This window comes from Paraeggerthella sp. Marseille-Q4926, from assembly GCF_916618935.1.
Taxonomy (GTDB): domain Bacteria; phylum Actinomycetota; class Coriobacteriia; order Coriobacteriales; family Eggerthellaceae; genus Paraeggerthella; species Paraeggerthella hominis.
The window spans coordinates 176,668-201,422 of the sequence record NZ_CAKAKF010000005.1 but is presented as its reverse complement, the minus strand read 5'-3'; the positions used below and the strand labels follow the sequence as shown (position 1 = coordinate 201,422).

27 protein-coding genes and 1 tRNA gene are annotated in these 24,755 nt (G+C 63.6%); 1 reads left to right on the top strand and 27 read right to left on the bottom strand.

Annotated features, from left to right (window positions below):
• Nucleotides 1-77: 77 nt before the first annotated feature.
• The 24 genes from LG373_RS11760 to cpaB (LG373_RS11645) are packed head-to-tail and all read right to left on the bottom strand — an operon-like array spanning nt 78 to nt 19,948.
• Complete coding sequence (locus LG373_RS11760; RefSeq protein ID WP_114566243.1) at nt 78-1,970, bottom strand: InlB B-repeat-containing protein; 1,893 nt, start codon at nt 1,968-1,970, stop codon at nt 78-80.
• Nucleotides 1,971-1,973: 3 nt separating this feature from the next.
• Nucleotides 1,974-2,582, bottom strand: coding sequence for a hypothetical protein (locus LG373_RS11755; protein ID WP_114566242.1), 609 nt, complete (start codon nt 2,580-2,582; stop codon nt 1,974-1,976).
• An 11-nt stretch (nt 2,583-2,593) separates the two neighbouring features.
• A complete protein-coding gene (locus LG373_RS11750) occupies nt 2,594-3,526 on the bottom strand; it encodes a type II secretion system F family protein (RefSeq protein WP_225749860.1) in 933 nt (310 codons plus the stop codon).
• A 51-nt stretch (nt 3,527-3,577) separates the two neighbouring features.
• The gene (locus LG373_RS11745; RefSeq protein ID WP_114566241.1) at nt 3,578-4,498 is read right to left on the bottom strand and encodes a type II secretion system F family protein; all 921 of its coding nucleotides are present in this window, start codon (nt 4,496-4,498) and stop codon (nt 3,578-3,580) included.
• 12 nt (nt 4,499-4,510) lie between these two features.
• Nucleotides 4,511-5,830 (bottom strand): CpaF family protein, encoded by a 1,320-nt coding sequence (locus LG373_RS11740; protein ID WP_225749859.1) that lies wholly within the window; start codon nt 5,828-5,830, stop codon nt 4,511-4,513.
• Nucleotides 5,823-6,728, bottom strand: a complete 906-nt coding sequence (gene cpaB, locus LG373_RS11735) for a Flp pilus assembly protein CpaB (protein WP_225749858.1) — start codon at nt 6,726-6,728, stop codon at nt 5,823-5,825. The genes LG373_RS11740 and cpaB (LG373_RS11735) overlap by 8 nt, the downstream gene beginning before the upstream one ends.
• A gap of 17 nt (nt 6,729-6,745) precedes the next feature.
• A complete protein-coding gene (locus LG373_RS11730) occupies nt 6,746-7,348 on the bottom strand; it encodes a hypothetical protein (RefSeq protein WP_216528767.1) in 603 nt (200 codons plus the stop codon).
• A complete protein-coding gene (locus tag LG373_RS11725; protein ID WP_216528766.1) occupies nt 7,345-7,824 on the bottom strand; it encodes a TadE/TadG family type IV pilus assembly protein in 480 nt (159 codons plus the stop codon). Before LG373_RS11725 ends, LG373_RS11730 begins: the two co-directional genes overlap by 4 nt.
• 14 nt (nt 7,825-7,838) lie before the next feature.
• Complete coding sequence (locus LG373_RS11720; RefSeq protein WP_216528765.1) at nt 7,839-8,369, bottom strand: TadE/TadG family type IV pilus assembly protein; 531 nt, start codon at nt 8,367-8,369, stop codon at nt 7,839-7,841.
• The gene (locus LG373_RS11715) at nt 8,366-8,596 is read right to left on the bottom strand and encodes a hypothetical protein (RefSeq protein WP_114566236.1); all 231 of its coding nucleotides are present in this window, start codon (nt 8,594-8,596) and stop codon (nt 8,366-8,368) included. The genes LG373_RS11720 and LG373_RS11715 overlap by 4 nt, the downstream gene beginning before the upstream one ends.
• Nucleotides 8,597-8,644: 48 nt before the next feature.
• Nucleotides 8,645-9,544 (bottom strand): prepilin peptidase, encoded by a 900-nt coding sequence (locus LG373_RS11710; RefSeq protein ID WP_216528764.1) that lies wholly within the window; start codon nt 9,542-9,544, stop codon nt 8,645-8,647.
• Complete coding sequence (locus LG373_RS11705; RefSeq protein WP_225749857.1) at nt 9,541-10,143, bottom strand: hypothetical protein; 603 nt, start codon at nt 10,141-10,143, stop codon at nt 9,541-9,543. Before LG373_RS11705 ends, LG373_RS11710 begins: the two co-directional genes overlap by 4 nt.
• Nucleotides 10,140-10,565: a DUF192 domain-containing protein gene (locus LG373_RS11700; protein ID WP_216528762.1), complete on the bottom strand. Its 426-nt coding sequence runs from the start codon at nt 10,563-10,565 to the stop codon at nt 10,140-10,142. The genes LG373_RS11705 and LG373_RS11700 overlap by 4 nt, the downstream gene beginning before the upstream one ends.
• The gene (locus LG373_RS11695; protein WP_216528761.1) at nt 10,565-11,134 is read right to left on the bottom strand and encodes a hypothetical protein; all 570 of its coding nucleotides are present in this window, start codon (nt 11,132-11,134) and stop codon (nt 10,565-10,567) included. Before LG373_RS11695 ends, LG373_RS11700 begins: the two co-directional genes overlap by 1 nt.
• Complete coding sequence (locus tag LG373_RS11690) at nt 11,131-11,568, bottom strand: hypothetical protein (RefSeq protein ID WP_225749856.1); 438 nt, start codon at nt 11,566-11,568, stop codon at nt 11,131-11,133. The genes LG373_RS11695 and LG373_RS11690 overlap by 4 nt, the downstream gene beginning before the upstream one ends.
• On the bottom strand, nt 11,559-13,682 hold the full coding sequence (locus tag LG373_RS11685) for a molybdenum cofactor biosynthesis enzyme (RefSeq protein WP_225749885.1): 2,124 nt from the start codon (nt 13,680-13,682) through the stop codon (nt 11,559-11,561). Before LG373_RS11685 ends, LG373_RS11690 begins: the two co-directional genes overlap by 10 nt.
• Nucleotides 13,679-14,209: a TadE/TadG family type IV pilus assembly protein gene (locus LG373_RS11680; RefSeq protein WP_225749855.1), complete on the bottom strand. Its 531-nt coding sequence runs from the start codon at nt 14,207-14,209 to the stop codon at nt 13,679-13,681. Before LG373_RS11680 ends, LG373_RS11685 begins: the two co-directional genes overlap by 4 nt.
• A gap of 33 nt (nt 14,210-14,242) precedes the next feature.
• Nucleotides 14,243-14,410 carry a hypothetical protein gene (locus LG373_RS11675; protein WP_225749854.1) on the bottom strand — a complete coding sequence of 56 codons (168 nt, stop codon included), beginning with the start codon at nt 14,408-14,410 and terminating at the stop codon, nt 14,243-14,245.
• A gap of 47 nt (nt 14,411-14,457) precedes the next feature.
• Nucleotides 14,458-14,658, bottom strand: coding sequence for a Flp family type IVb pilin (locus LG373_RS11670; RefSeq protein WP_114566229.1), 201 nt, complete (start codon nt 14,656-14,658; stop codon nt 14,458-14,460).
• A gap of 29 nt (nt 14,659-14,687) precedes the next feature.
• Complete coding sequence (locus LG373_RS11665; RefSeq protein ID WP_225749853.1) at nt 14,688-15,617, bottom strand: type II secretion system F family protein; 930 nt, start codon at nt 15,615-15,617, stop codon at nt 14,688-14,690.
• Complete coding sequence (locus tag LG373_RS11660; protein WP_225749852.1) at nt 15,617-16,588, bottom strand: type II secretion system F family protein; 972 nt, start codon at nt 16,586-16,588, stop codon at nt 15,617-15,619. The genes LG373_RS11665 and LG373_RS11660 overlap by 1 nt, the downstream gene beginning before the upstream one ends.
• Nucleotides 16,558-17,880, bottom strand: a complete 1,323-nt coding sequence (locus tag LG373_RS11655; protein ID WP_225749851.1) for a CpaF family protein — start codon at nt 17,878-17,880, stop codon at nt 16,558-16,560. Before LG373_RS11655 ends, LG373_RS11660 begins: the two co-directional genes overlap by 31 nt.
• The gene (locus LG373_RS11650) at nt 17,871-19,256 is read right to left on the bottom strand and encodes a chromosome partitioning protein ParA (RefSeq protein ID WP_225749850.1); all 1,386 of its coding nucleotides are present in this window, start codon (nt 19,254-19,256) and stop codon (nt 17,871-17,873) included. Before LG373_RS11650 ends, LG373_RS11655 begins: the two co-directional genes overlap by 10 nt.
• Nucleotides 19,253-19,948 carry a Flp pilus assembly protein CpaB gene (gene cpaB, locus LG373_RS11645; protein WP_114566224.1) on the bottom strand — a complete coding sequence of 232 codons (696 nt, stop codon included), beginning with the start codon at nt 19,946-19,948 and terminating at the stop codon, nt 19,253-19,255. The genes LG373_RS11650 and cpaB (LG373_RS11645) overlap by 4 nt, the downstream gene beginning before the upstream one ends.
• A gap of 494 nt (nt 19,949-20,442) precedes the next feature.
• Between cpaB (LG373_RS11645) and LG373_RS11640 the strand changes: the two genes are divergently transcribed.
• Nucleotides 20,443-20,517: transfer RNA gene (locus LG373_RS11640), tRNA-Val, on the top strand.
• Between the two features lie 38 nt (nt 20,518-20,555).
• Here LG373_RS11640 and LG373_RS11635 read toward each other — a convergent pair.
• The 3 genes from LG373_RS11635 to LG373_RS11625 form a co-directional block, all read right to left on the bottom strand.
• The gene (locus tag LG373_RS11635) at nt 20,556-20,831 is read right to left on the bottom strand and encodes a type II toxin-antitoxin system YafQ family toxin (RefSeq protein ID WP_225749849.1); all 276 of its coding nucleotides are present in this window, start codon (nt 20,829-20,831) and stop codon (nt 20,556-20,558) included.
• Nucleotides 20,832-20,842: 11 nt separating this feature from the next.
• Nucleotides 20,843-21,106 (bottom strand): type II toxin-antitoxin system Phd/YefM family antitoxin, encoded by a 264-nt coding sequence (locus tag LG373_RS11630; protein WP_225749848.1) that lies wholly within the window; start codon nt 21,104-21,106, stop codon nt 20,843-20,845.
• 707 nt (nt 21,107-21,813) lie between these two features.
• Nucleotides 21,814-24,636: an SHIRT domain-containing protein gene (locus LG373_RS11625; protein ID WP_225749847.1), complete on the bottom strand. Its 2,823-nt coding sequence runs from the start codon at nt 24,634-24,636 to the stop codon at nt 21,814-21,816.
• Between the last annotated feature and the right edge of the window lie 119 nt (nt 24,637-24,755).

Here is a 24,755-nt window from a genome sequence, read left to right as displayed (position 1 = left end):
GCCGCCGAGGGGGTCGACGAGCGCCGTCGGCCCCCTCTAAAAAGCAACCCCGCAGGAGCCCCTCTACCACACGGCCTCTACGACACGGCTACGCCGTCGTAGAGGGGAATGCGCCAGTTGAGGTACGCAATCGTGTTGCACGTGAGCACCACGGTGCGCGCAGGCAGCCCTTCGGCTGCGGCCGTAGCGTAGGCACCCGGCTCGCACGACGCTTCGCGCAGGCGATCGCGATCTTCGAACCACACGGAAGGCCCGCGGTCGAACGTGATCCGATCGCCGTAGAAAAGCGTTTCGCCCGGCGGCAGAAGCGCGTCCCGATCAAGCAGCGAGCCTGCATCTTTATCGGCGTAGAGCGTGCGGTCGGCGAACAGCGCCGTACTGCGATCGGTTTGCGCATAGCTCACGGAAACCTTGTTGCGGCCGTACAAGCGAAGGCCTTCGCTTGGCAGCGGGGATCCTTCCGCGTAGCGCTTCGTGCACGAAGCGTCCACGAACCACCCCTCGAACCCCGCGCAATCCTGCTTGACGGCCGCTGCGGCAGCCTCTGCGCTCGTTCGGTACGCCACTCCCGCGGGCAGCAGGTCCCCGAACCCCGAAAGAACCTGTCCATCCGCATAGTACGTCACCTCGGCGAGCGCTTGCCAACGCGCGTAGCACGTCGTATCGGCCGCTATCGAAATCGACGCGCCGGCGTCGCCCACGAAGTCGCCTCCCGACGCAGCCGAGTACCAGCCTTCGAACACGTGCCCGGGCTTTTCCCCGGGATCAGGAAGAACAACGGTGCCGGGATGCCATTGGGCGTACAGCGTTGCCTTTCCCTTCGTGGATCGCATGTTCTTGACCAGGGAGCCGTCGCCGTAGGACTCGCCCGAGCCGTCAGGACGCGCGTTCCACGACGCCCACGGCCAAACGCATGCCAGCGAGGCGACGCCCATCGACCCGCCTTGCGCGTCGCACGTCAACCGGTACGAGCGCTCGTACCGGTTCATCGTCAAGGCTTTGGGAGCGTCGTACACGTGCACGGAATCGCTCGTCGATCCCCCGGTCGCGCCGTTTCCTTCGTACGAGACAACGTAGGATACAGGCTTCCACTGGGCATACAGCGTAATGGTGTTCGAACCGCTCGGCGAAGGACGCCCCGCGCTCGGATCGCGCCAGAAGTCAGAGGGCCCGTTGCTCCATCCGTGCGGCACAAGGCTTTCCACCTGAAGGTTCCAATCCTGATAGCCAATCTTCTGACCAGGACGAACGTTCACAGGGCCCTGTCTTTCAGTCGACCATCCCTCGAACGTGTACCCCACGCGAACGGGCAGCTTCGAAGACACCGCGCCAACGCTGCCGATGTACTTGTACTGGGAGCCGGGCGCGCCCGAGCCGCCGTTCGCATCGTAGCGGATGCTGACGCGCGGCCAGAAGTCGACGCTGCCGTAATTGCGCAAGCCCGTCCCCTCGGTATCGCCCACCCCGGCAATCGTGCTGTGAATGTAGATATGGTTGTGCATGAGCTCGTCCAGGCCGCCGTGACTCGAAAGGACGGTGCCGCCCCATCCGTACCCGTACGTAGCGATGCAGCCGAACCCCGTGCCGTTCTTGCTGCCGGTCAAATCCCCCGTGCCCATGTTCGCGCCGCCCCTGGACCAGCTTCCGTTGCCCGCCGTGTACCAGACAAGGTCGTCCTGCCCGCCGGCGTCTCCCCAAATCGCGAACTGATAGGCCACCACGTAAGCGTTCGTCCCGCCCGGAAGCTCCCAGTTCGGCATGCCCGGCCTGGGGCCGTTCGGGTCCGAGCCGATCAGCTCAAGATAGCCCGAAGGGCTCGCGGATATCCAAGCACGATTGTAGATGCTGGTCGTGTCGGAATGCAGGTACTCGTATCCGAACGCCTCGCGCGGGAGGCACGCTGCGAACCCAACCGCCAGCAAAAGCACCGAGAGCAGCAGCGAAACGGCTTTCGCGTAAACTCTGCGCATACCCTACCCCCTTCCTTCGTCGCGCTTCGCTCTTGCCTGCGCAAGCGCTTTTTCGGCATCGTTTTGATCGCGAAAGCTCGACCTTGCGATTTCGGACAGATCTTGATCGGGCAACGCGGTTGATTCGATATCCCGGTAAGCAACGGCCGCCCGAGCAGGCGAACCCGACTCACCGAATCGGATCGGGACCGGATCCCCCGCAGCGCGCATCGACCCGTCCTCCACCATAATCACGGGCAGTTGCAGCGACAGCTCGTAAAATCCTTCGGGAACGTCGACGACGCACGTGCCCGGCCCTTCGAACAGCATCTGCTTGTCGATTTTTTCGCCGTCGACCGAGAACCCCGAGACGAAAGCCCCTAAAGCAACGTTGCCGATCGACCATCCTTCGCAGGAAACCGTCACCTCGAGACGCCGAAGAGGAGCGGGCGCTTCGGCTTGCCCCTCGCGTTCGAAGCCGGCCGCAAACCCACCGAGCGCAAAGGCGGCCCAGGCCGCAACCGCAGCCCCGAGCACGGCGGTGGCAATCGGGACGGGCCTTCGCGAAGCCGACTTGATCGCACGTCGAACCCTGCTCGCAAACGAACGCAACCCGCATTTCCCATACTGCATACCCGCCCTCCCTACGCCATCGTGTCGTTCAAGAACTCCAGCAAGCTGACCACGGTTGGCACCACCACCAACGCAACCGTCGGCGGCAGAAAGCACATCGACAGCACGATGTCGAGCTTCGTCGGCATCGTGCGAATGCGCTCGAGCACGTCAGCCTGCGCCGTTTCACGCGCCACGGCCGCCTGGGACGCAAGCCCTTCGGCAATGGACGACCCTTGGGTGATGGCCTGCGTCACGTGCGCCGCGAACGCGGATACGTCTTGGCTGCGGCAACGCGCTGCAAGATGCTCAAGTGCAGCCTCGCGCGAGTGACCCAGAAAGTTCACCTCCTGGTCAACAATGAAAAGCTCCTCGGAAATAGGCCCGCTCAGGCTTTCCGCAACCTCCCTGAAGCACTGCTCGACCGGGGATCCGGCGGCAAGCGCCACGCTCAAAAGCTCCATGGCTTCGGGCAGGGCGGCCTCGATGTCACGACGCCGACTTTTTTCCTTGCTTGAAACGATCAGAGCGGGGAGCATCCATCCCGCAACAACCCCTATGCAAAAGGCAAGCATCCGCACGGCAGCGTGCGCACCGGGTGCAAACGCTGCCGCAAGCGTCGCCAAAAGACCCGCCGCAACAGCACAGACAACGCGCAGGCTACGCCAGGTTTCCGGTTCAAGGTGAACGCCCGCCCGAGCCAAACGATCGCGACGCGCGTCGACATCCGTGCGGGCAACCGGAGCCAAGCGGTCAAGGCCGCAGGACAAAGCGGACAGCGCCTCGCGCGCGCAGCGACGTAAAGCTCCTTCGGCGCGGGCAGGCTCAACCGCGCGCACGCGTCGCGCCGGCACGGCGAAGCCGCGCGGTTGCGGCGCGCATGAACGAACCAAGATCTCGTACGATGCAAGCCCGAGCAACGCCCCCAACATAAGCAGCGATCCCATAACCACAACGTCCAACACGATCGCCCCCTTTCAAACGAATGAGAATCCCAAAATTCGCCCTCGGACCCGTCACCGACCACTATTCGATACGCTCGTTATGCGCTGACACGCCAGCAAGCCGCTGATCTCGCACAACGCAGCCACCCCCGCCACCGCCCACCCGAGCGGCTCCTCTGCGTAAAAGCGCGCGAAATCAGGATTGGCGACGAACATGAGCAGAAAGATAGCCGGCATGGCCGCCGCAACGAACCACTTCGCCAATCGCGTGCCCGCGAGCTCCGTACGCAGTTCGCGGCTCATCTTCAAGCGCGCGTTCGCGTGCGCAGCGATCATGTCGAGCACAGGAGCGATCGCCCCTCCGAAACGCTGCTGCACGCGAACGGCGGCGGCCAACGCCTGCACGTCAGGGCTGGCCGTCCTGCGAGCCATCTCCTCAAGCGACACGCTCAATGACGTCCCGTATGCAGCGTCGGCAAGCACGCGGGCAAGCTCCTCGCGAAGCGGGTCGTCCACATGCGCCGCAACCGCGCGTATCGCGCGCTCAAGCGTTAGCGAGCTGCGAACGCCGCCCGCAATCTGAGGCAAGGCCCGACAGAATTGCCTGTCCAGAAGCGCGCTCCTGCGTGCTCGCAGCACGCCCACCCGCAGCCAAACCGCGGCGGCCGCCGCACCGCCCGCGAAAAAGCCAACGGGACAGCTTCCCGAAAGCGCCGCCGCCAAGCACCCTGCAAGGAACACCGCGCACAGAGCCTGCGCAACCCACATCGAGGGAACGGTTTCGATACCCGCCTCGTGCAGCATCGTCGCAAGCGGGCTGCGCGAAACCTTTGCGCGTGCAGCCGCAGCAGCCTTCCCGGCTGCGTACAGCTCGGTTTCGCCCAAGCTGCGCGATCGCAGCTCGGCGCGTTGCCGTCGATACGAAGAGAACGCGATCAACGACAAGGCAGAGCAAGCGCATAGCAAAACCGCCGGTAGTGCGAGACCAATCATGAAAGCCCCCTGTCACGCCGAGAAGAACCACGCAGGGTCGTACCACGCCCCCGCCGTTCGCATACGCTCCTTGATGCGCTGCGGCTGCACGCCCCGCGCACGCCATGCCCCCGCAATCGCACCCGCCGCATCAACGCCTTCCACCTCGAACGAGAACAGCTCGGAACGCGGTATCACCGAACTTCCCTCGGGCAAAGAATCCACTGCGACGATGCTTGTCACCTTCCTCCTGCCATCGCGCAAGCGCTCGACATGCACGATCAAGCCGCCTTGCAAAGATTCGGCGATCTGCTGAACGATGACCTCGCGGCTCAAATCCCCGTCGGCGTACCCGACCATGGTTCGCAAGCGGCTGATAGCGTTCGCCGGGTCGTTCGCATGCACGGTGGTCATGGACCCGGGATGGTCCGTCTGCATAGCCTGCAGCATGTCGTACGCCTCGGCCCCGCGGCATTCGCCGATGACGATGCGATCGGGACGGCGTCGCAAAGCAAGCGTCACCAAATCACGCATGCTCACCGCGCCCTCGCCCTCTGCGTTCGCCTCGCGCGTCTGCATGCGCTCCACATGAGGCGACAGCAACCTCAGCTCCGGAGTGTCCTCTATGGTGATGACGCGCTCGTCGGGCGGAATGAACCCCGAAAGCGCGCCGAGCAAAGTGGTCTTGCCCGACCCCGTTCCCCCTGATATGACTATGGGGCAGCGCGCCTGCACCGCCGAGCACAAGAACTCGGCCATGACCTCCGAAAGGGCCCCGACGCCGACCAAATCGCCGATCCCCAACGCATCGGCTGAAAACGTCCTCACGTTGAGAGCCGGCCCATCCGGCGCCACGGGAGGAACCACGTAGGTTGCGCGGGCGCGGCCTCCCGGCAGCATGGCGCACCCCATGGCATGGGATTCGTCGCAACGCATGCCCGCCTGCTCGGCAATCCTGTTGATGATGCGCCGAACGTGCTGCGCGTCGTCGAACACCACGTCGGGCCTGCGCTCGATCATCCCAGCCCGCTCGACGTACACCACGGGATCCCGAAAAGGCAGCGCAGGATCGGACGTGTCGACGCCTCCTCCGTTCACCATGATCTCGGTAATGGAAGCGTCCTCGAGAAGCGGCTGCAGCGGCCCGTAATGAAGGAAGTCGTCTATCATGGCCTGCGCAAGCGCCTCGGATTCCAAAGAAGACAGGAAAAGCCCCCAATCCCGAGCAGCCGCACCCACCGCGCTCCTGATCAGAGATTCGACCGCCACCTCGTCGAACTGTCCGCCTCGCAGCTGAAGAGCCACTTCGTCGCGCACGGCACCCTTCAACGAACGCTCGATCGCCCTATCCACGATCATCGCCTCCAAGCAAGGCGTCTTCCGAGGAAACCATGACCAAGCTCACCCGTCCGGCGTACTGGGCCGCGCGGATCGCATCGGCCTCCTCGGGCTTCACTTCCACCGTAACCGAAGCATACGAACCATCGCCGGATGCGACAGCGCCCTCGCCCACCGCAAGCACCCGCGCCTGCGCGCACAACGTGGAAAGAACGGAGGCTCCCGAAGAAGAGCCTTCGGCTGAAACCACGCGCACCGTGTCATGCACGCCGATACGACCGGCAAGGCCCGTTTCCGCATCCACCCCCACGGTAACCGCTTCCATCCCGGCATGAAGGCGAGCCGACAAGCGACCGCCATCGGCGGAACCTGCGACGAACGAAGGCAGCACCTGCGTTCCAGCAGCCATGTCCACGAGCGCGCATCTGCCCTCGAAACCCTCCTGGCCCATCTGCGCAAGCCCGATAGCCTCGGACGCGCGATACGCGGCGGGTATGTCCTTCTCCACGAACGACTCCGACGTCAGCACGTCGCCCGCGCGAATGTCGGTGGCGGCCACTAACACGGGGGCCGCTCCGGCCGTCGCCTCCTCGACCGCCGATGCCGAAGCCGCCCGCGCCCACAAACCGTAGACGATCGCTGCAAACGACACGGCGACCGACACGGCGACCAGCGCGGCAAGCATCCGCACGCGCCGGTACGTTCGCTGCGAACCATCCGGCAACCGAGCGCCGGAAGGGCGAGGCTCGACCGAAGGGGAATCCGGCGCCTGCGCAACCGGCCCGCCTCGATCGAAGCCTCCGTATCGGGACGTCCGTGCAGACGCGCCGTCCGCTTGCGCATCGGCAGCCTTCGACGCTCGCTGCGCGAACCCTCCTTTTCGAGTCGAGGGTCGCAAACCGTCCATCGTCATTTCAACGCTCCTTCCCTTTACGCGGCCTGCCGCTCCGGCAGCGCCGAACGCAACGCCTCCACCAAGGGAGCGGGATACTCCTCCAACGACCCCATGGGAACGAACGAAACGCCGTTCGATCCCGCATCCGCCCCGTACCTGCCGCACCGTCGTTCATCCGGCCGCCATGCGCGCTCGCTCGCGTAGGGCACGGCCACCATCACCTTATGCGAGGCGACGGGCAGGCTCGGCACCCCGAAGCCGCGCGCGAACACCGTAGGAGCATCCTCTTCAAGCTGAACCCCTATCCCCCAAAGCCGTTCGGACGACGGCAGCAAGGATTCCGCCGCCTCGTAGAACCACACCGTTGCAGAACCGGCGAACCCTTCCTCCCGGGCCGTGCGAACAACAAGCTCGGCAACCTCCCGTCCCGGATCCTCGACGTTTTTTGCGTACAAGGCGAACGTCGGATCCATACAGGCCGAGCGAACCGCATCCAGCGCGTTCTCCTGCCTTGCTTTCGCGGAGTACGCAATCCCCTGGTCGATAGCGAACGACGAGACCGAGAAAAGGAAGAACAGCGCGATCACCGCAAGGGGCAGCATGTTCGCCGCCTCGTTGCAGCGCAACCGGCGGCTCACGACGCCCTCCCCAGTTGGATCTCGACCGCGCAGCTTTCGACGTAGCGGCAATCGACTTGGCGAGCGAACGAGCGACCGCTCAAGCCGGGCACATCCAGGATCGAGGGAACGTCGTAGCGCACCTCATAGGAAAGAGACGTCACCTTCGAGCGGCGATCGACAGGCTCGCCGGAAGCCGAGAAGCCCGCCGCCTCAACCTCCTCGGAGCGGGATAGGACCCGATCGACGCTCAAGTTCTCAGGATTCAACTGCGTAGCCGAGCCCAAGATGCCCGCCTTGACGAAAGCTTCTTTGTCGGCGGCATGCCGCAGCCCGGCCACGTCGAGCTGACGGCACGCCCGAACGATATCGGACGACAGCTGGGTTGCCGCAAGCATCATGCCGCCCACCTGCATGGTCGAGAACACCACCAGCAGCAGCAACGGCGCCGCAATCGCGAACTGCACCGTCTCGCTCCCTCTATCCGAGCGAACCATCAAGACCCCCTTCCCTACCCTTCGGCGACAGCTCCGGCCGAACGGGATTCGTACGAAAACCGCCCCTCGGCATTGCCCGCTACCGCAGCCAACGCATTTCCTATCGGCGTGAGATACCGCCCTTCAAGGCGCACGGCAACCTCGACGGGTTGGCGCAGAAGCCGCACCGGACGCGTCTCGAACGACTCGCCCGCATCCACGTAAACGTGATGATCGTAAGAGACGACCTCTTCGGCTTCGTATTCCACGACAACGCGCATGGCAAGCCCTTCGGCGCCCAAGGCGGGCGCGGCCCTGAGCGCCGCATCGTACGCAATCGGCGTCGCACCTCCGGCAGGCGCCGTCGAGACAGCCGCGCATGCCGCATGAGCCGCATCGTCCACTGCAACCCGCAAGAACACCGCGCGCCCGACATCGAGAATCCCGCACAGGAACACCAACAGGATCGGAAGCGACACCACGAACGCGACGACGCTTCCTCCCTGTTCGGCGCATGCCTGCGCGCGGCTTTTGCGCAGCGGAACGCACAGGCCGCAAAACCTCACGCCGCGCCCGAAGTGACCTTCGAGAACATATCGGTCACCGACGTGCCCGCCTTGGTGATGGCGCTTTGGATGTTGCCCTGCAGCAGAATCAACGCCGCGCCCAAGCCGACCGCGAACCCCAGCACGATGACCGTTTGAACGATTTCCGAACCGCCGTCTTCCTCCCCGCGAACCAAAAGCGCCTTGACCTTGCTCTGCTTCGACCATACGTTCTCCTGCTTTTCCATAACTCCTCCTTGATTCGGCTTCGCCAACGCCCGACAGCGCCGGCTCCTTTACATGCATACGGCAACGTATACGCCGCCGATCAGCCACAATGCTAAAAACGGTGCCATGGGGATACCGTCGCGAAGCGAGAGCTTGCGCGTTGCCAAGCCCACTGCCGCAACCACGCCGGCGCTTGCGTAGCACGCTGCCAGCCCCACCGGCGCCGCCGCCCCGGTAGCCAGGGAAAGCGACGCCATGCACCGCACGTCGCCGTGCCCGATCGGGGCCGCCCCGCGCGCACCCCACCAACGGTTCACGGCGAAGCACGCCGCAACCACGACCGCCCCGAACGCGCATCCGGCGCCCATGCTTGCAACGCCCGCCCACGACGCCTGAAACGCCGCCCCCGCAACAGCCAGCGCAATGCAGCATTCGAGCGGCAGCATGCGAGCGCGAAGATCGCACGCAACGGCCGCCAGCATGAAGAACGCGCACACCGCCAGGCATGCTGACGGCACCGCAGGCAAGCCCGTAAGAACGATCGCGACGCCCGATGCAGCTCCAGCCAGCGCAAGCGCCGCCCTTTTGCGCGGGGTTGCCGGAAAGGAGCACCGCTTTTCCTGCTCGCGCTCCGTGCGCGCCGCGCTCGCGGGCGACACCTCCAAGCCTGCTTCCTTCAACGCTTGAACCCGCTCCTGCGCAAGGCATCCCGACCGGGCAGCCCTCAGGGCGTCTTCGAGCCACAAAGCCACGGCCCCCTCCTCGCCCCGCGCCGACACCGACAACGGCCGATCGGGAAAAGCCCGCTTGAACGACCGGTATCCTTCGAAGGACTGCCACCACCAGGTTGTCGCACGGTCGTACGCCCGCTTCAACAGCGCATCCGCCGCCCAGGGAACCGAACGCCACCCCAGCGCTGCGCCGACAAGAGCGGCAAGTACCAGGCCGAGCGCAGCGTGCCCGGTCATGCTTTCTCCATCGTCGGGGACAGCATGCGCGAATCGATCATCGAGGCGCGCACGTGGCTGCCGTGCGAAGGACGGCGCCGAGCACCCTCGTCGCGCGGGGCATCGGGCTGGAACCGAACGATGAACCCGCACGCATCGTTCTTCGGCTCAGACGATACCGCCGCAGCCCCGCCGCCTGACGAACCGCCGGCGCAACCAGCTGCGGCGCCTTCATGCCGGCCAGCCGAGCAGGAAACCGGAGCGAAGCCGGGAAACTCGAAGCGAAGCGTCCAGCTTGCACCCTCGACAACCCCAAGCTCCCTTGCAGCCTCGCAGGCGGCCTCGCCGGCGAATCCGCCCGTCCGAGCGGGCGCCGCCCCTTCTTCAGCCGATTCGCCCGCCACACCCGACGTCGCGACCTCCCCGCCTTTCGGTTGAGCGGCAAGCTCCGAGCCAACCGCACCGTCGCGCACGCCGCCGGACTGCCGCGCAACAGGCGCAGCGGGCCGAGGCAACGACAACCCTCCCTGAAAGGAATCGCTTCCGTACCGGTGCAAGCACCCGTAGCAAACCTCGGCGTCGTCGAACGCCCCCGAACCGCACACTGGACACGTCTTCACGATCTTTCTCCTTTCACTCGTTCCAACCCTATGCGGTCCCCTTCTTCGAACCAGGGCGCAGCGCACGACGAGAACCGCTCGATCACGGCGGCGGCGCCCCGCTCGCGCAGTCTGCGAAAAGGACCGACGTCCCGGCACGACCTCATCACAACCCCTTCCGCATCAACGAACGCAATGTCCAGGCGACGCCGCATACCCACCGTGTGCACGTCGCTGCACGGCAGCAAAAGCAACGCCTTGTCCGTCGGCTTGGCCAACAGCAGGCCTCGAGCCCTGCGCAAGAACCCGGTCGCCACGGCCAACGGCACGACGCTCGCTGAGGCGCAATCCAACGGGGCGCGGCGATCGGCGTCGATGCCCCGACCCTCGCCGCCGACGCTCCCCGAAGCAGCCCCTCCCTCTTCCTCATCTTGCACGCACATCAAGACGCCCCTCCTTCCATCGTGTAATGCACGGTCACGCTCGTCGCATCGCCCACGCGCGTGCAGACGACGAACAGCCAGCGATACGCCCCCGAGCCCTTCACGAACGACCCGCAGTCGATCCGCCCTCCCTCCATTGCGGTCCAGCCCCTTTGCAGCAGCAGGTCCCGAGACGAATCGAACGCGCGCTCCGATTCCTCGGAAACCACGAACCCCACCACCCCGCCGCCCGCGCGAGCGTCCACCCGCACGTCGTCGGCGCCATCGGGCAGGCCGACCTCGTCCTCAAAGCCCTCGGGAAGCCGCTGTAACCCGAAGGATTCGGTCGAGCGAGCAGCCGAATCGAAAGGCTCCCCGATTATTCCCGCTCCCCGCAAAGCCTCGACCGCGGCCTCTTGGAGAGGGCCCGGCCGCGCAAGCTGAAAAGCCAGGTCGAGCAACGAGGCTGCGGATATGATCGCAACCACCGCCAGACCCGCTCGCTTCGCACGGCGCGCCATCGTTTTCCGGAGCGAACCATCCTCCCCGCCAAACGCTCGCTCCCGATCCTTGCCCTTCATCGTGCTCATACGATCACCCCCGGCTTGTAGCAGCTCACCACGAACGACGCCGTATGGTTCAAGGAAGGAAGCACAACCCCGAACACCGACGACTTCAAACCAAGTCCGAACAAGGTGGGCGAAAACTCAAGCGTAGCCGTGAAGCGCGTATGCCCCGCCGCTGCGCCCTCGACCGAAACCTGCGTCGTCTCGAAGGGGCGATCGAACGATGCAGCAAGGTCGGACGCCACCTGCGCTCGGCTTTGCTCGACGCCCTGCCCGTAAGCAGGGGAGGTCGCATGTATCCGAACGGCGTCGCGAAACGCATTGTCGAACGCCGCGCACTCCGAAAAGAACAGGAGCGCGTTCGTCGCCACCACGGCCACAACGATAAGCACCGGAAACGCCACCGCAAGCTCAACGGTCATCTGGCCCGATTCTCGAAGCTTTCGCCTTACTCCCATACCCTCACCCCCGTCACGTGCGCGTACACGGCCCTCACCTCGTCGGCTGCGCGCTCGACCACGTCGATCGCCGCATCTTTCACAACGGGCGGCAAGGTGATCTCGATAGAAACGGACGGGCCTCCCTCGCCCAACAGCTCCACAACGGCTATCTGCACCTTCCCGTCGAACGACGAGATCTCCTCGATCGCCCCTTGTTCCACCGCGCCCACCATCGACGTGAACACGTCGTTTGATTGCGCAGGATGCGCGATCGCCTGCTCTTTCAAAGTCAACAGGCGCGCGGAGAAAGCGCTCCCGTCGGCCCGCGCAACATGCGCCGAGTTCACAAGCACGGGCTTCAAGGCATCGAGGTTTGCAGGTTGAAGCCCCACGGCCGCGATGGCATCCCGAAGGGCCCGCGCCGCCCAGGGACCCAAACCGCTGTTCCCCGCCAAAGGCATGCCGTCGAGAGCCGTCGAAACGGCGTCGTCAAGCGCCTCTTGCCCGCGCGCGTACGATTCGAGCAATGCCGACCAACAATCGAGCACCGCGCTCAAAGCGCCCGTGGCAACGCCCGCGTCCGGCAATCCGTCCAACACCGACGAGATCACGTTCGCCCCCTCGCCCGACGGATCGGATCCGAGCGTGGCTGCCGAAACGGCCGCGCAAGCCCCCAACGCTTGCGACCCCTGCACAAACGAACTCGCGAACCCGCTCGACGCCGCCTCCCTTCCCGTGTTCGCCGCAAGGACCACCACGCCGAACCTTCCGGGCGGCTCGGCGCTTATGCGCATGTCGCAGGCATGGCCCACCGCTTCGCGAATACGGTCAAGCAGGCCGGAAACGCGGCTTTTGACCTCGCTCGACAAAGGATCGAGCTCCGCGCGTGCCTTCTCGTAGCGCTCCGCCGCAACCGCCACCGCCTCGTAGTGGTACTCGAAGCCGTTCTCGATCGAGCTTGATGCGGCGGCAACCTTGCCCATGCTGGAAGCCGAGAATTCGCATTGGGCGCACGTCGGGTACGACCCGGCTTCCATGTGCGCAATGGAGCCGAAGCCGTCCGCTCCGCTGGCGCCCGGGCACCCCGGCCAAGCATGCATCGTCGTCCGCCCCTCGGAATCCGTCGTACATGGGTAGACGGCTTCGGTATACAGGCTGGTAGCCCTCATCTCCGCGGTGTTTTTCGGCAAGCGCGGGAACAGCGCATCGAAAGAATCCTCCGTCTCCCGCACGTACCCGCGCGCAACCTCTTCCGAAGCGAACGCGTAGAACCTCGAGCGAAGCGCCGATCGAGCGCGATCCCCGACGGACGACCCCTCGGGAGCCTCCATCGCAAGGCGCCGCGGGTAGTAGGCCTGGGCCCGCTTGAGGGCAACCGAGAACGACCATGCGTCAACGCTTTTGTACAACGGGTTCTCCAACCCCGACATTCCCGCGAGCGCAGACGCGCGCTCGTACATGCAGGCTTCGGGATTCGCACCGCAATCGCGCTCGAAAGCGGTTCTCTTCGCCTCGTTCGCCTGCTCGGCAGCACGTTCCGCCTCTTCAGCCGCACGCTTCACGTCGGAAGCGTCGCGGTCGACCTCGTCCTGCACGGTCGACGCACCCTCATGCGCTCCAACGGCGATGTCCTTCCCTTCGAAAGGAGCCAGGACCGCCAACGCCACGTAATTCGACGCACCCGCATTGTTCGCCGCAGCCACCGAAGCGGCGCTCGCCCCCGAGAAGAACGGCAAAAGGCGCTGCAAACGATTCAAGCCCGAAGCCGCTTTCTCAGCAAACGAATCGCGCGCATGGGACACGTCGCGGCCCGCCTTGAGCAGCGTTTCGGACGCCGACGCCATCGTCGGCACGCACAGGGCGACCACGCCCAAGCCCGTCGCCACAAGGCTCGTAAGCGAAAGCGAGAGCACCACCGCATCGCACACGCGCACGACCACCATGAACTCGGCCACTTCGTTTTCAGCTGCCAAAGCGGCGGCGTCGGCCACGTTCTGCACCTCCGAAGCCGCAGCGTTCACCCGGCACACCTGCCCAGCCGAGAACACGAGGGACAAGGTGAGCAGCAGCGCCAGGACCATCCCCGCCGAAGTCAGCCCCGTTTCGTCGCGAAACGGATCGCGCCACCTCATTGCAACCACGCCCCTATCCAATCCTTCGGGTTTCGGCCCGCCTCCATGCGGCTCGCCCAATCAGGCTGCACGGGCTGCCGGCAGCTCACCCGCACTTCAAGATTCCCCCGTTCGTTCACGAGGCCCAGCAAAGCCGCTCCGGCATCCAGCAGCGGTAACGGCCGCAGCTCGTTGGAGATGGTCGCGCTCACCGCGTCGGATTGCTCGTCGCCCTCGAGGACAATGCCCCAGCTGCAACCTCCTTCGTGCACGTGAAAGCACGAGATCGAAGGCACGGCTCCCAAGCGATGCCTCACGAACGCTTCGCAGCTTTCGTCCATCGGACCTGCAGCATCGGTCTTGGTTGCCAGAAGACGGCACGCCTCGGAAGCGGCCGCGTGCATGACCATGCGGTCGTACAGCACGATCGCCGGCTGTATCAGCAGCAGAAGCCCGACCAGCAGAACCGGTATCAAAGCAGCCGCTTCCACCGTCGCCTGCCCAACAGGCTCGCGTGCGCGCAGCGGCGTCGCCGTATCTCCTGTCATTCCCGATGCCACCTCCTTCGCGCCTTCCGGCCTTCAGTACAAGAACACGTCCGCGATACCGCCCGCCAGCACCCCTTGAACATGATGGGAAGCCGAAGCCAAGGCGTGATCCACGAACAAGCCGCTCTTCAATGAGCGCCACAACGCCCCCAACGCCACAAGGACCGAGATGAACGCCGCCGCAACAATGGCGAACTCCACCGTGCTCTGACCTGCACATTTCCAGGGAATCCGCCCATCAAGCCAAGCTACAGCCCGTTGATGCCCTCCGCGATGGCGTTCCAAAGCTCTTGGAGCTTGGGCCTGAACACCGTGATGGCGATAATCGCAATGACCACCAGCACGCCGACCAAAATCGCATACTCCGTGGTTCCCTGACCCTCCTCCCGACGTCGCAAACGGCCCGCTTGACACGTCGCCTTCGCCAACAACCTGCGGTATTCGTCCATGAGCGTTCCTCCTTGCTCCGGGGGCCATTTCAAAACCCCTCCATCAGTTCAAGCAGCACGGGGCCCAAAACCAGCAGCAGCATGGCTGGCAGGATGAGTGTCCCCGTAGGCACCATCATCTTCACGGGCGCTTTCGCCACGCGTTCCTCCACGTAAGCGCGATGCTCCGCGCGCGCTTCCACCGAAGCCGCCTCCAGGATCTCCGCAAGGGACGTCCCGAAGCGCAGCGACCTGACCACGTTCTCCGCCACCCGCCCAAGCGCGGGCGCATCGTACGAGGCAGCCAAGCTGCGAAGCGCGTCCTCCCTGGTGGAAAGCCCCGATGTCCAAGCTCTCTGCGCTGCGGCGCACTCCCGAGCGAAGGGCGTGTTGAAATGGGTTCCGTACAGCTGAAAGCTCCTGTCGAACGAAAGCCCGCTTCTCAATCCCAAAGACACCACTTCGAGCATTTCCGACAGGCTTCTGCCAAGCGCCTCGACGCGCTGTCGCTCGGCCCTGCGAACCGCCCGCGCGGGCAACGTCGCCCCCGCCGTTGCCCCAGCCAGCGCCCCGATCGCCGCCAGCTCCACCGAGAACAGCAATCCTGCCGCCACGCCAACCAGCATGCCCGCACCTGCAAGGCGCACGGACGCCTCGACGAACCCCTGCGCGGAAACGCCGTCCTTCAAACCCGCCTTCCTCGCATGCTCGGACAACCAGGCTTGCGCACCGGCCGAACGCATGCCGCCCAAAAGCGGCCTGGTGGCGCCCAAGGCAAGCAGCCGGGTCAATCGCTGCAGATAGCCAACGACCCCGCGCCCCGCGCGCATTGGCTCCGTCTCCAGCGAGGCGCGCGCACGCCTGCGCCGACACGCTGCAGCCCGCGCATCGGCCCACGTCGCGGCAAAGCACCACCCGCCGATTCCGGCCGTCAAAGCAGCACCGGCGGCTAACGCGAACGAAAGCTCCGCGAGCAACATCAGTCCACCTCCACAGCCAGCATGCGCCGCACGGCGAGCACGCCCGCCGCCTGCATCCCAAGCGCAAGCGCCAAAAGCGCCACACCCAGAGGGCTTTCGAAAAACGGTTCGAGAAACCCCTCGCTAACAAGCGAGAAAACCGCTATCAGGGCAAAAGGCATGACGCTTACCACGCGGGCCGACAGCTTGCCCTGCGCCGTTTGAACGCGCAACGACCTTTTCAAATCCAGCTCGCCTTCCACCATGTCCCGCGCAGCATCGAGCACCTGCCGCATGCTGCCGCCCGCCTGGTGCTGCACATCCAACGCAACCGCGACGAACGCCAGCTCGGGCACCGACGCGCCGCTTCGCAGCGTTTCAAGCGCTTCATGAGCCCCGCGCCCCGCCTCCATACGACCGGCCGCACGTTCGAACAGCTCTTTCAAAGGGCCCTTCGACTCGTTGGCCACCTGCTGAAACGTCTGCATAAGAGACAGTCCCGACTGAAAGCACGTGCCCATCGACCGCAAAGCGTCGGGAACGGATTCCCGCAAAGCCTCGCGCCTTTTGTCCCGCACAGCCCTCAACCGAGCAGCAATAACTGCGCACGAACACGCCGAAACCGCCGCGCCGCACACCCAAGAAGACGTCGCCAAGCTCAAAGCCGCCGCAAACGCGCCCGCCCATACCACGAACACGGAAAGCAAGGATTCCTCGGAGGCCGAAAAACCACGAGCCCGAGCAACCCAAACCGCCTCCTTGGCCAAATCCTCCAAGCCGGGACGCCGTAACAGCCACCGGGAAGCGGGACGCGCCCACCGAACCCCGTTTCTCAACCGCCACGCCAAACGACCCGTTCTTCCCCGAGGCGCAACCGAAGCGGATCCGAAGGCTGGAGCAAGCGGGCGGGCGCCGGCCGCGAGCACCGTGGAAAGCCCGAACCCGAATGCCGCAAGCGCCCCTACGCCGCCAAGCACGCCATAGACCTCCACCGCTCAACCTCCTTCCAATCGGCAACGCCCATGCGCGGCAGCTGCTCAAGCCAACGAGGAGGAGCCAACCACGCGCCCGCGTCTGACGAGGCTTCGCGCTTGAACAACATATGCACCTCGCAACGACGCCGTTCCTGGTCGAACTCAAGTTCAGCCACCTCTGAAACGAATCGACGCCCATCCAAGGAGCGCGTCGTCTGCACAATGACGTCGAAGGCGCTTGCCACGTTCGACTCGATCACGTCAACCGGAAGGTCCACCGCGTAGCGAACCATCGTGGTCAGCCGCGACACGACGTCGGCCGGGGAATTCGCATGCAGGGTGGTTAGCGACCCGGAATGACCCGTGTTCATGGCCTGCAGCATGTCGATCGCTTCCGCCCCGCGGCATTCGCCTACCACAATCCGGTCGGGCCTCATTCGCAGCGCGTTGATGACCAGTTCGCGAATGGGCACCTCGCCCGTGCCCTCCGCAGAACGGGGACGAGCTTCCAAGCGAACCACGTGCGGATGCTCGAGGAACCGAAGCTCCGCAGAATCCTCGATGGTTATGATGCGCTCGCTTTGCGGAAGCACGCACGAAAGCGCGTTGAGCAACGTGGTCTTGCCGCTGCCGGTGCCCCCAGACACGGCGATGCTCTTGCGCGCGCAAACGGCCCACACCAAGCATTGCCGCATAACCTGATCGAAAGACCCTTGCGCAACCATGTCCTCAAGCTTCATGACGCGTTTGGTGAACTTGCGCACGGTCATAACGGGTCCGTCGAGCGCAAGCGGAGGTATCACCACATGCACGCGATGCCCCTCGGGCAAGCGCGCGTTCACCAGCGGCGACGCCTCGTCAACGCGCCGTCCAAGCGGACCCAAGATGCGATCGATCAACGCCCGCAGCTGATCGACGCTCGCAAAGCGCTGATCGCTGCGGTGCAGCTTGCCGTCGCGCTCGAAATACACGCTGTCGGGCCCGTTCACCATGATTTCAGTGACCTTATCGTCAGCAAGCAACGGCTGAAGCGGGCCGAACCCGAACACCTCGTCGACCAGTTGCTCGACCAAGGTGCGGCGACGATCCTCGGAAAGCGATGCCCACGACGAGTCCTCGAACGATTGACGGCAAGCGCACTTCAACTCGTTGCGAGCTCGGCCGGGATTTTCAGCCATCATCGAAGCGATGTCGTCTATCGAAACGTACCGCTGGATCTGGCTTCTCAAATCTTCCAGGCCAAACGGACGAACGCGGTCCTTTCGAGCGCATCCTCCATTTACGGCAAGCGCACGCCCCCTCAAAGACATGACGACCCTCGCTTTCCTCCCCGCGAACGCCTTCCCTTCAGTAGCCGCAGCCCCGAACCACGCGTACCGAACAAGCTCTCGCTCGCAGCGGCGCTTGCATTGGGAAGCACTTCGAGCAGCAGCCGCTCAAGGCTCGTACACAGGTCATTCTTCGATTCAAGCAGGTCAAGCGGCATACCCGCGCCCAGCAGCTCCTCGACGTCCCGCCCGCCGTTTTTCACCTCCGCAACATGAGCGCCCTGCAGCGCGCACGACACGTCGATGGACGTGAGCGGAGCGTTCTTGGCGCAACGATTCAGCGCGAAGAGAAACGGGCTGGTGGCAATGCCGCACCGTACGCACAAATCAAGCGCATGCTGGCAGGCGCGCAGCGAAGATGGCCTCTGATCGACAAGGAAGAGCGCCTTCGAGCTTCGCTCGAGCAGCACGGCATGCTGCTCGGCCCAAGCGGCGCCGGTGTTGCAGACGATCACGTCGAACCGCTTCATAAGCTCGTCGAGAAGCTGGGGCGCTGCTTGCACCACGGCCTCCGCATCCTCAAGACGCTCGGGAGCAGCCAGCAAGGCGGGCATGCGGCCCTCCGGGCGCAAACCGGAAAGACGGGCGGGAGCGGACAGAACATCTTCTATGCGCAACGGGCTTCGAACGCCCAGCAAGGCGGGCACGTCGCCGAACTGCAAATCGAAGTCGAGCAGCAGCGTATCGAATCCAAGCCCTTGCGACAGCAAGGCGGCGATCGTTGAAATACTGCTTTTGCCCGCCCCTCCGCTTCCGCTTACCACCGGCATGAGAAACGCCGAACCTGAACGCGCAGCAGCGGCAGGCGCGGACGAAGCGCCGGGAAACGACCGGGCTTGGCTCGCCGCGAAATCCTGGAGAGCGCACGCGGGAGCCGACGCCGCAGCTGAAGTTGCGGACGCAGTTGCGGCCGAGGCTGCGGAAAAAGCCTGGTCCCCCGTTCGAGCAGGCCCCTCGACCCGCGAGCCTATTGCAGAAACGGCCTCCGCCGCCGCGCGGCGCTTGCGCTGCGCGTAACGGCCCAAGAACGCCTGCCGCGTCAAGAACGCATCGATCCCCGTTGCGCTTACGCGGCTCTTGAGCGACCCCGACTCCTGGAAGGCCAGCATGCACACAACCCTGTCCGGCCGATCGCTTTTCAGCGTAGCCGCCAAGTTGACGGGCGCCACATCCTCGCTCGAAACCACCCACACCTCATCGACCAGGCGATCTTCGCGCAAGAACGCGCGCGCCTCTTCAGCTGAGGAGAACAGGCGCAGCCATGCCTGAGACAGCAGGTTCTCCCCCGCAAGCCCCATGGTTTCCGGATGCTGCAAGCAAGCGGCATCTGCGCAAAGCGCCACCGACGGCATCGTCATTTCCCTTCGCCCCCTTTTCCTTCGTTCGAACCGGAATCGCCGACAGACGTCGTTACCCCCTCCGCCGGCAACGCGAAGTACAGTTCCGTTTTCTGCGAAGCGGCAACCAGCTCCTGCACCGACTCCGGCTCGACGGCCACCGTTATCCACGACATCTTGGCCTCCGACGAACCGTTTGCAGCGCTTGCGCTCGTAGCCAGCACAAGCACGTCTTTGGCGATCGCTTCGGTCGAAGCCCCTCCCGTTGCGTACATGTCGACGCGCGACCCGGACGCGACAGCGCCACCGACAGCCTGCACGTCCTTCGCCGGCACGCTGACCGCGGTCAAGCCTTCGGGGACTTCCAACTGCGCGCCCGAATCGCGAAAACGACGCTCCGAAAGAACCTCGCCGGCAAGAATGGTCGAAGACGCCTTGCGACCAACCGCCTTTTCGGCGTCTTGAATGGATTCGCTGGGAAGAAGGTCCGCAACCCATAAGCGAGTTTCGATCAGTCCGGCGTCAACAACCTCGCCCGCCGCGATATCGCGCTTCGCCACGCATACTTCCAGCTGCTCCCCTCCGTAGCGCGCCAACGCTTCGGAGCGGGCGGCGTCCGCCTCGCCGCGCACGCCTTGCGTATAGGCAAGCACGCACGCCGCGCATGCCAAACCGCACGCCACGCCTACCGCCATCGTCTTGCCCCGCTTCATGAGACCCCCTTGCCATCCGGTTCCTTGCTACCAGTATGACCAGCTCATCTAGCAGATACATGACGCAGTTCTCCTTGAAAAACCGTCCAGATCTACAGCGCTTCCAGCACTATGGACAACTGTTTCAAGCGGGATTGCCACGGCATTCCAGCAGGGTTGCCCCTCGAATCAAGCGCAGATCTAGCGCAGATCTAGCGCAAAACCAACGTCGCAGGTCAACGCGACGCCGAAACAGGCACGGTCGATCCATGCAAGACGAATCCGCGCGCCGCTTCGACAGGTTGAAATCAGCGGGACGCGAACCGACGTCGCGCGCCGCGCTGTTTCCACCTGCCTTGCTCGCGCAGGACGACGGCCCGAACCAGAGCAGGAACGGCTTCACATCGAATTCTTGTGCAGAGAGGTGCCGATCGGGCAAAACATGCACGAAACGATTTGCGCAATGGCAACTTCTATGGGAGAATGGGAACCCGCCGAAAGGCGGAACGTTTTTCGGGCGATTGGCGCAGCGGGAGCGCAGGTCCCTTACAAGGACAAGGCCGGGGGTTCAAATCCCTCATCGCCCACCATGAATTTTAAAGGCCAGACGATTGTCTGGCCTTTTCTATCATCTAAACAGGTCGTCATGCGTGCCTGTACGAACGAACTCCACGACATCGCCGTCAATGGAGTACAGGATAAGCCAGTCGCTGCTGCGCCCTCCGACATGCAGCTCTCGCATTCCCTGCAGATCACCGCCTAGAGCGTGGTCCTTGTACTTCAAAGGGATGACCGCCTCATCGCTCATGAGCACAGCAGCCACTGCCTCTTTGAAGGCGCCCATATCCCGATGCTTCTTGACGCATCGTTTCACATCCCGATCGAAGGCCGGAGCTTTACGCATGCCGTACATCGTTAGATTCCCAGATCAGCGAAGAACTGGCTAACGTCGCGATATACCGGGGCGTTTGGGTCTTTTCGCATGACCTCGAGGTCGCGAAGCGCCTCCAGGGTTTCCTCCGTTGGCACTTCGTCGTGAGAACGAGCCAACGGCCTTATCTCGAACCAAGGGCGCGAATTCTTGATGACGACAATCGTCGCACCGGATTCTTCAGCTTTGCCTACAATGCTCGGCATATTGCGCCGGAACTCGGACGAGGACACGGTCATGGTAGTCATGGCAAACTCCCTCCGTCGTGTTTTCGATGATGCCATTTTACTATTGATGAATAATTTTGTACAAAATATATACTAAATTTATGAAAAATAGCGCGCTACAGAAGACACGATGATCAAAGCTCCCCCAATCGTCTTTGCGCTCCAAGACGCACTGCGCGGCATGGCAGCGCGCACCCAGGGCGGCTTTCCATCGAAACGACGCCACCGTCCGCATCACGACCAACGATCGCCGGCGTGCTTGCCCGCCAGCGTTTCGTAGAGGATGCTCACTATGGCTACGTCGAACGCGACACGCCTCCATATCAAAGCGGCGGCGAGAAGGCATCGCCTCCCCGCCGCCAAAACACGATGCATGGGATACCGGACGAGGTCGTCGGAAAGCCACCGGGAGCGTGGCGCAAGAACCTCCTGCCGTCTCAGCGGAGTTGCCCGATGCTCATTCTCAACCTGGATGCCACTTCGCAAGAACCGGGGCCCATCCCGATAGCCCCTCCTCCTGCAGCAGCATGCGCGCACGTCGCACCCGATCGCAGCTCAAACCTAAGCTCTTTCCCAAACCTCGATACGAGAGGCAGGGAGACCCTGTCTAGACGCTCGTAGCGTTTTCCGGGTATGCAAGAGCACACGCCTTACGCTCGAGCATAACGGAGCAGGGTTTCCTCGCCGCGACTCGTTTCTTTTCTTTTCCTTCCTTTCCGCACTACTTGCTATTTAATGCGTCCCGATTCGTTCTTCATGAGACGGCGTGCGCTCAAAAGGACGGCGCCGGCAAGAACAACTGCACCGACAAGGGCGCTGGCTCCTAAAGCCCATGCGTCACCGGTCTTGACCAACTTATTCCCAGGCGTCTGCGAACCCGCGTTCGAGTCGCCATCCGAATTCCCGGGCAGCTCCTGCATGCGAGCCTGCACAGTAACCTTGATTGTTTTAACCGCCGAGGCGCCGTCGCCGTCCGCCACCTTGTAGACCACCTCGTACACGCCGGGCTTGGAGGCGTCCACGGTGCTGCTCAGCACCTCGACCTTGTCCGTGAGGTCGCCGTCCTCCTCGTCGCGGGCGCTCACGTCCTCCAGCGGGTCGAAGGCGTCGCCCACGGCGATCACCCTGTCGGAGGCGGATATGGCCGGGACGCGGTTCAGGACGCTGGCGTTGGGATTAAAGACCCACGTGCCCGTGAAGCCCACCGCGCCGGCGGCCACCTTCGAGTCGGCGTCGTAGCCCTTGAACGCCCACACGCCGTCGTCCGTGCGGACCTCCGTCTCGGCCGGCCGGATGGCCGCGACGGTGGAGCCGTGCGCGTACGAGGCGGGGTCGATCGGGAGCAGGTCGGTCACCTCCTGCGGGAGCCCCTTGTCCTTCGTGCCGCTGACGAACTCGTAGGTCACGCGGTACGAGGGCTTTTTCGCCACCTGCCACATATAGTAGCTACCGTCGTTCACGCCCGGATCCTCAACGCGCTTGAGATACAGACCGGCCGCAATAGTCGCCTCGTCGTCGTTCGCCAGCACAAACGCTTCGTCCGAAGCGCCATCCGCCTTCCAACCGGTAACGTAGTTGTCACCGAGGGCGGGAGCCGAAGGAATCAGGCGATCGCTCGCGTTAACAGCAAGTACGCTAAGCGAACCCGTCGCAATGCCGTCTACATTGAGCGGGATGGCAGGAGAGTCATCGCCGCCCGTGTAGTTGCTGCCCGTAGCAACAGGAAGGCGCAGCAAGGAATTTCCGCCCGAAAAGTTACCCGAGACGTTTACAGGGCCCATGAACGCAACATCGCAGTCTGAAAGAGAGACGTTGCCGTAGAACCGACTAACAAACGTGCCTTCCTTCAACCCCACGAACTCGTCTCCCTCGCCTCGATACGCATCGAATAGCGCAGGATCCGGGTCGCTTTTATGCCCTTGCCCTACGGCAAAGTACTTGTCCCAGAAATAATGGCCGTTCTTGCTCGTCAAATCCTCGTAGACGTACACTTTCCCAAGCGCGTGCCAGGTGCTGTCGTCTGCCGACACCTTCGACACCTGCGTGTCGCTATCGCGCGTAGTTAGCATGCTCGCGCCGCCGATTGAGAGATCGGGCTTTGAATAAAACGGGCTTTGGATGCCTGAGAACTGGAAGAATGCATCGCTGTCGATACGGACGTTCGCGGCGTTCACGAGTGCCACATCTTTGAACCTATACACATAGCCGCTCTCTTGCGGAGCGTCAGCTGAGCCGCACCCATCGTAAACGAGGTGACTGTTGCCAACATCGTTTTTGTTTCCCTGGATCTGCGCGATACGACCGCCGGTGACCCGTATCGTCGCCTCGCCCGCAATAGCGCAGGCGCCAGCGTCCCCGTTGTCGAGAATCGCAAAGGCAATGTTTCCGCCCGCCATGCGAAGAAGCGCGTCTCCTTTAATTTCGGTTGGAATGCTACCGCTGCTTCCCGCCTGCATGCCGCCGTCCGTGTTGTCGGACGCAGAATTGTAGGTCATCTCAAGCGCATGCGGTTCGTTGTTCTCGTTCAGAATGCACACCGACCCGTAATCAGCGGTCATATTACTATCCGTATTGCCGCCGCCGTACACATGCCCGTCGGAGCGCAGATCGGATCCGTCGACGATGACCTTGACGGTGCCCCGTACCGTATCTCGGTATCCGCAACCAAAGTAATTTCGATCACCGCCCGTAGATGCGTTCGTGCTGCCGTCCAGCAGCTCGAGCACAACGTTGCCCACCGTAGAGTGCCACGATCCACCGTAGGTGTACATAGCGATTCCCGTGTTCACGCTGCCTGCAGGAGCACCTGGGTAGCCAAGCGTGACGCGCACGCTACCCGCAACGCTAGCCGGCTCGCGGCTGTCAACAGAATACTCGTTTTGCCCGCCGCCGAACAACATGCCATTCGTTCCCTGCCGCACCGCTACCGTGGCATCTCCGCCAACCCGGCCCTTGTCGGTAGCATGCGCATGACCGCCGCCGTACAGACCGCCCGCATGAACAAACGGGCCGTCAATCGTCACGGATGTACTGCCGCTCACATTGCTGTCCATGCCGCCGCCGTACACGTCCGTATACCTACCGCCGCGCAAGACGAGATTCGTATCGCCTGCCACGTCGTTGCCTGCGCTGCCGCCGCCGAACAATCGCAATATCGTGTTGCCTGCAGCCTCGAAATTGATCGTAGTCTCGAGCGAATGCCCGTTCGCAAACACTTTGGAATAGTCGCCCCAGCAGCGTACGTTGTCGAGAACAAGGTCGCCGACGAGCTCGGTGCCCATCTTGTCGAGCGTGAACTTATGCCCTTCAGTGCTGCACAGCACAACCCGCTTGCCCGCAATGCCGGCAAATCCGTTCACGTCAATGTTGTTTGCGGTGAATTTGATAGTCGCCTCGGCGGAATCCGAGGCTTCGATAGCTGCCACAGCAGATGCGACATCATTGCCGCTGGCAATTTCATACACAGTACCTCGAGCGGCGGACACCTGCGAGAGCGGATCCAACGTCGTTGCAGCTGCGTTGCGCGGCTCCTCGGCCGCGATCCTTGCCACCTCGTCAGAAGCTTCTTTATGCTCGGCTGACGAATCCGAGACGAGATCTTCAGGCTCTACCGAACCTGGGGATCCCTGATCAATTGCCTCGAGGAGAGCCCCCATTACAGTAGAAACCA

Coding starts and splice junctions, on each gene's coding strand:
- LG373_RS11760 (WP_114566243.1), bottom strand. CDS start 1,970: ATGCGCAGAGTTTACGCGAAAGCCGTTTCGCTGCTGCTCTCGGTGCTT.
- LG373_RS11755 (WP_114566242.1), bottom strand. CDS start 2,582: ATGCAGTATGGGAAATGCGGGTTGCGTTCGTTTGCGAGCAGGGTTCGA.
- LG373_RS11745 (WP_114566241.1), bottom strand. CDS start 4,498: ATGATTGGTCTCGCACTACCGGCGGTTTTGCTATGCGCTTGCTCTGCC.
- cpaB (WP_225749858.1), bottom strand. CDS start 6,728: ATGACGATGGACGGTTTGCGACCCTCGACTCGAAAAGGAGGGTTCGCG.
- LG373_RS11725 (WP_216528766.1), bottom strand. CDS start 7,824: ATGGTTCGCTCGGATAGAGGGAGCGAGACGGTGCAGTTCGCGATTGCG.
- LG373_RS11715 (WP_114566236.1), bottom strand. CDS start 8,596: ATGGAAAAGCAGGAGAACGTATGGTCGAAGCAGAGCAAGGTCAAGGCG.
- LG373_RS11710 (WP_216528764.1), bottom strand. CDS start 9,544: ATGACCGGGCACGCTGCGCTCGGCCTGGTACTTGCCGCTCTTGTCGGC.
- LG373_RS11700 (WP_216528762.1), bottom strand. CDS start 10,565: ATGTGCGTGCAAGATGAGGAAGAGGGAGGGGCTGCTTCGGGGAGCGTC.
- LG373_RS11695 (WP_216528761.1), bottom strand. CDS start 11,134: ATGAGCACGATGAAGGGCAAGGATCGGGAGCGAGCGTTTGGCGGGGAG.
- LG373_RS11690 (WP_225749856.1), bottom strand. CDS start 11,568: ATGGGAGTAAGGCGAAAGCTTCGAGAATCGGGCCAGATGACCGTTGAG.
- LG373_RS11685 (WP_225749885.1), bottom strand. CDS start 13,682: ATGAGGTGGCGCGATCCGTTTCGCGACGAAACGGGGCTGACTTCGGCG.
- LG373_RS11680 (WP_225749855.1), bottom strand. CDS start 14,209: ATGACAGGAGATACGGCGACGCCGCTGCGCGCACGCGAGCCTGTTGGG.
- LG373_RS11670 (WP_114566229.1), bottom strand. CDS start 14,658: ATGGACGAATACCGCAGGTTGTTGGCGAAGGCGACGTGTCAAGCGGGC.
- LG373_RS11665 (WP_225749853.1), bottom strand. CDS start 15,617: ATGTTGCTCGCGGAGCTTTCGTTCGCGTTAGCCGCCGGTGCTGCTTTG.
- LG373_RS11655 (WP_225749851.1), bottom strand. CDS start 17,880: ATGTCTTTGAGGGGGCGTGCGCTTGCCGTAAATGGAGGATGCGCTCGA.
- LG373_RS11650 (WP_225749850.1), bottom strand. CDS start 19,256: ATGACGATGCCGTCGGTGGCGCTTTGCGCAGATGCCGCTTGCTTGCAG.
- cpaB (WP_114566224.1), bottom strand. CDS start 19,948: ATGAAGCGGGGCAAGACGATGGCGGTAGGCGTGGCGTGCGGTTTGGCA.
- LG373_RS11635 (WP_225749849.1), bottom strand. CDS start 20,831: ATGCGTAAAGCTCCGGCCTTCGATCGGGATGTGAAACGATGCGTCAAG.
- LG373_RS11630 (WP_225749848.1), bottom strand. CDS start 21,106: ATGACTACCATGACCGTGTCCTCGTCCGAGTTCCGGCGCAATATGCCG.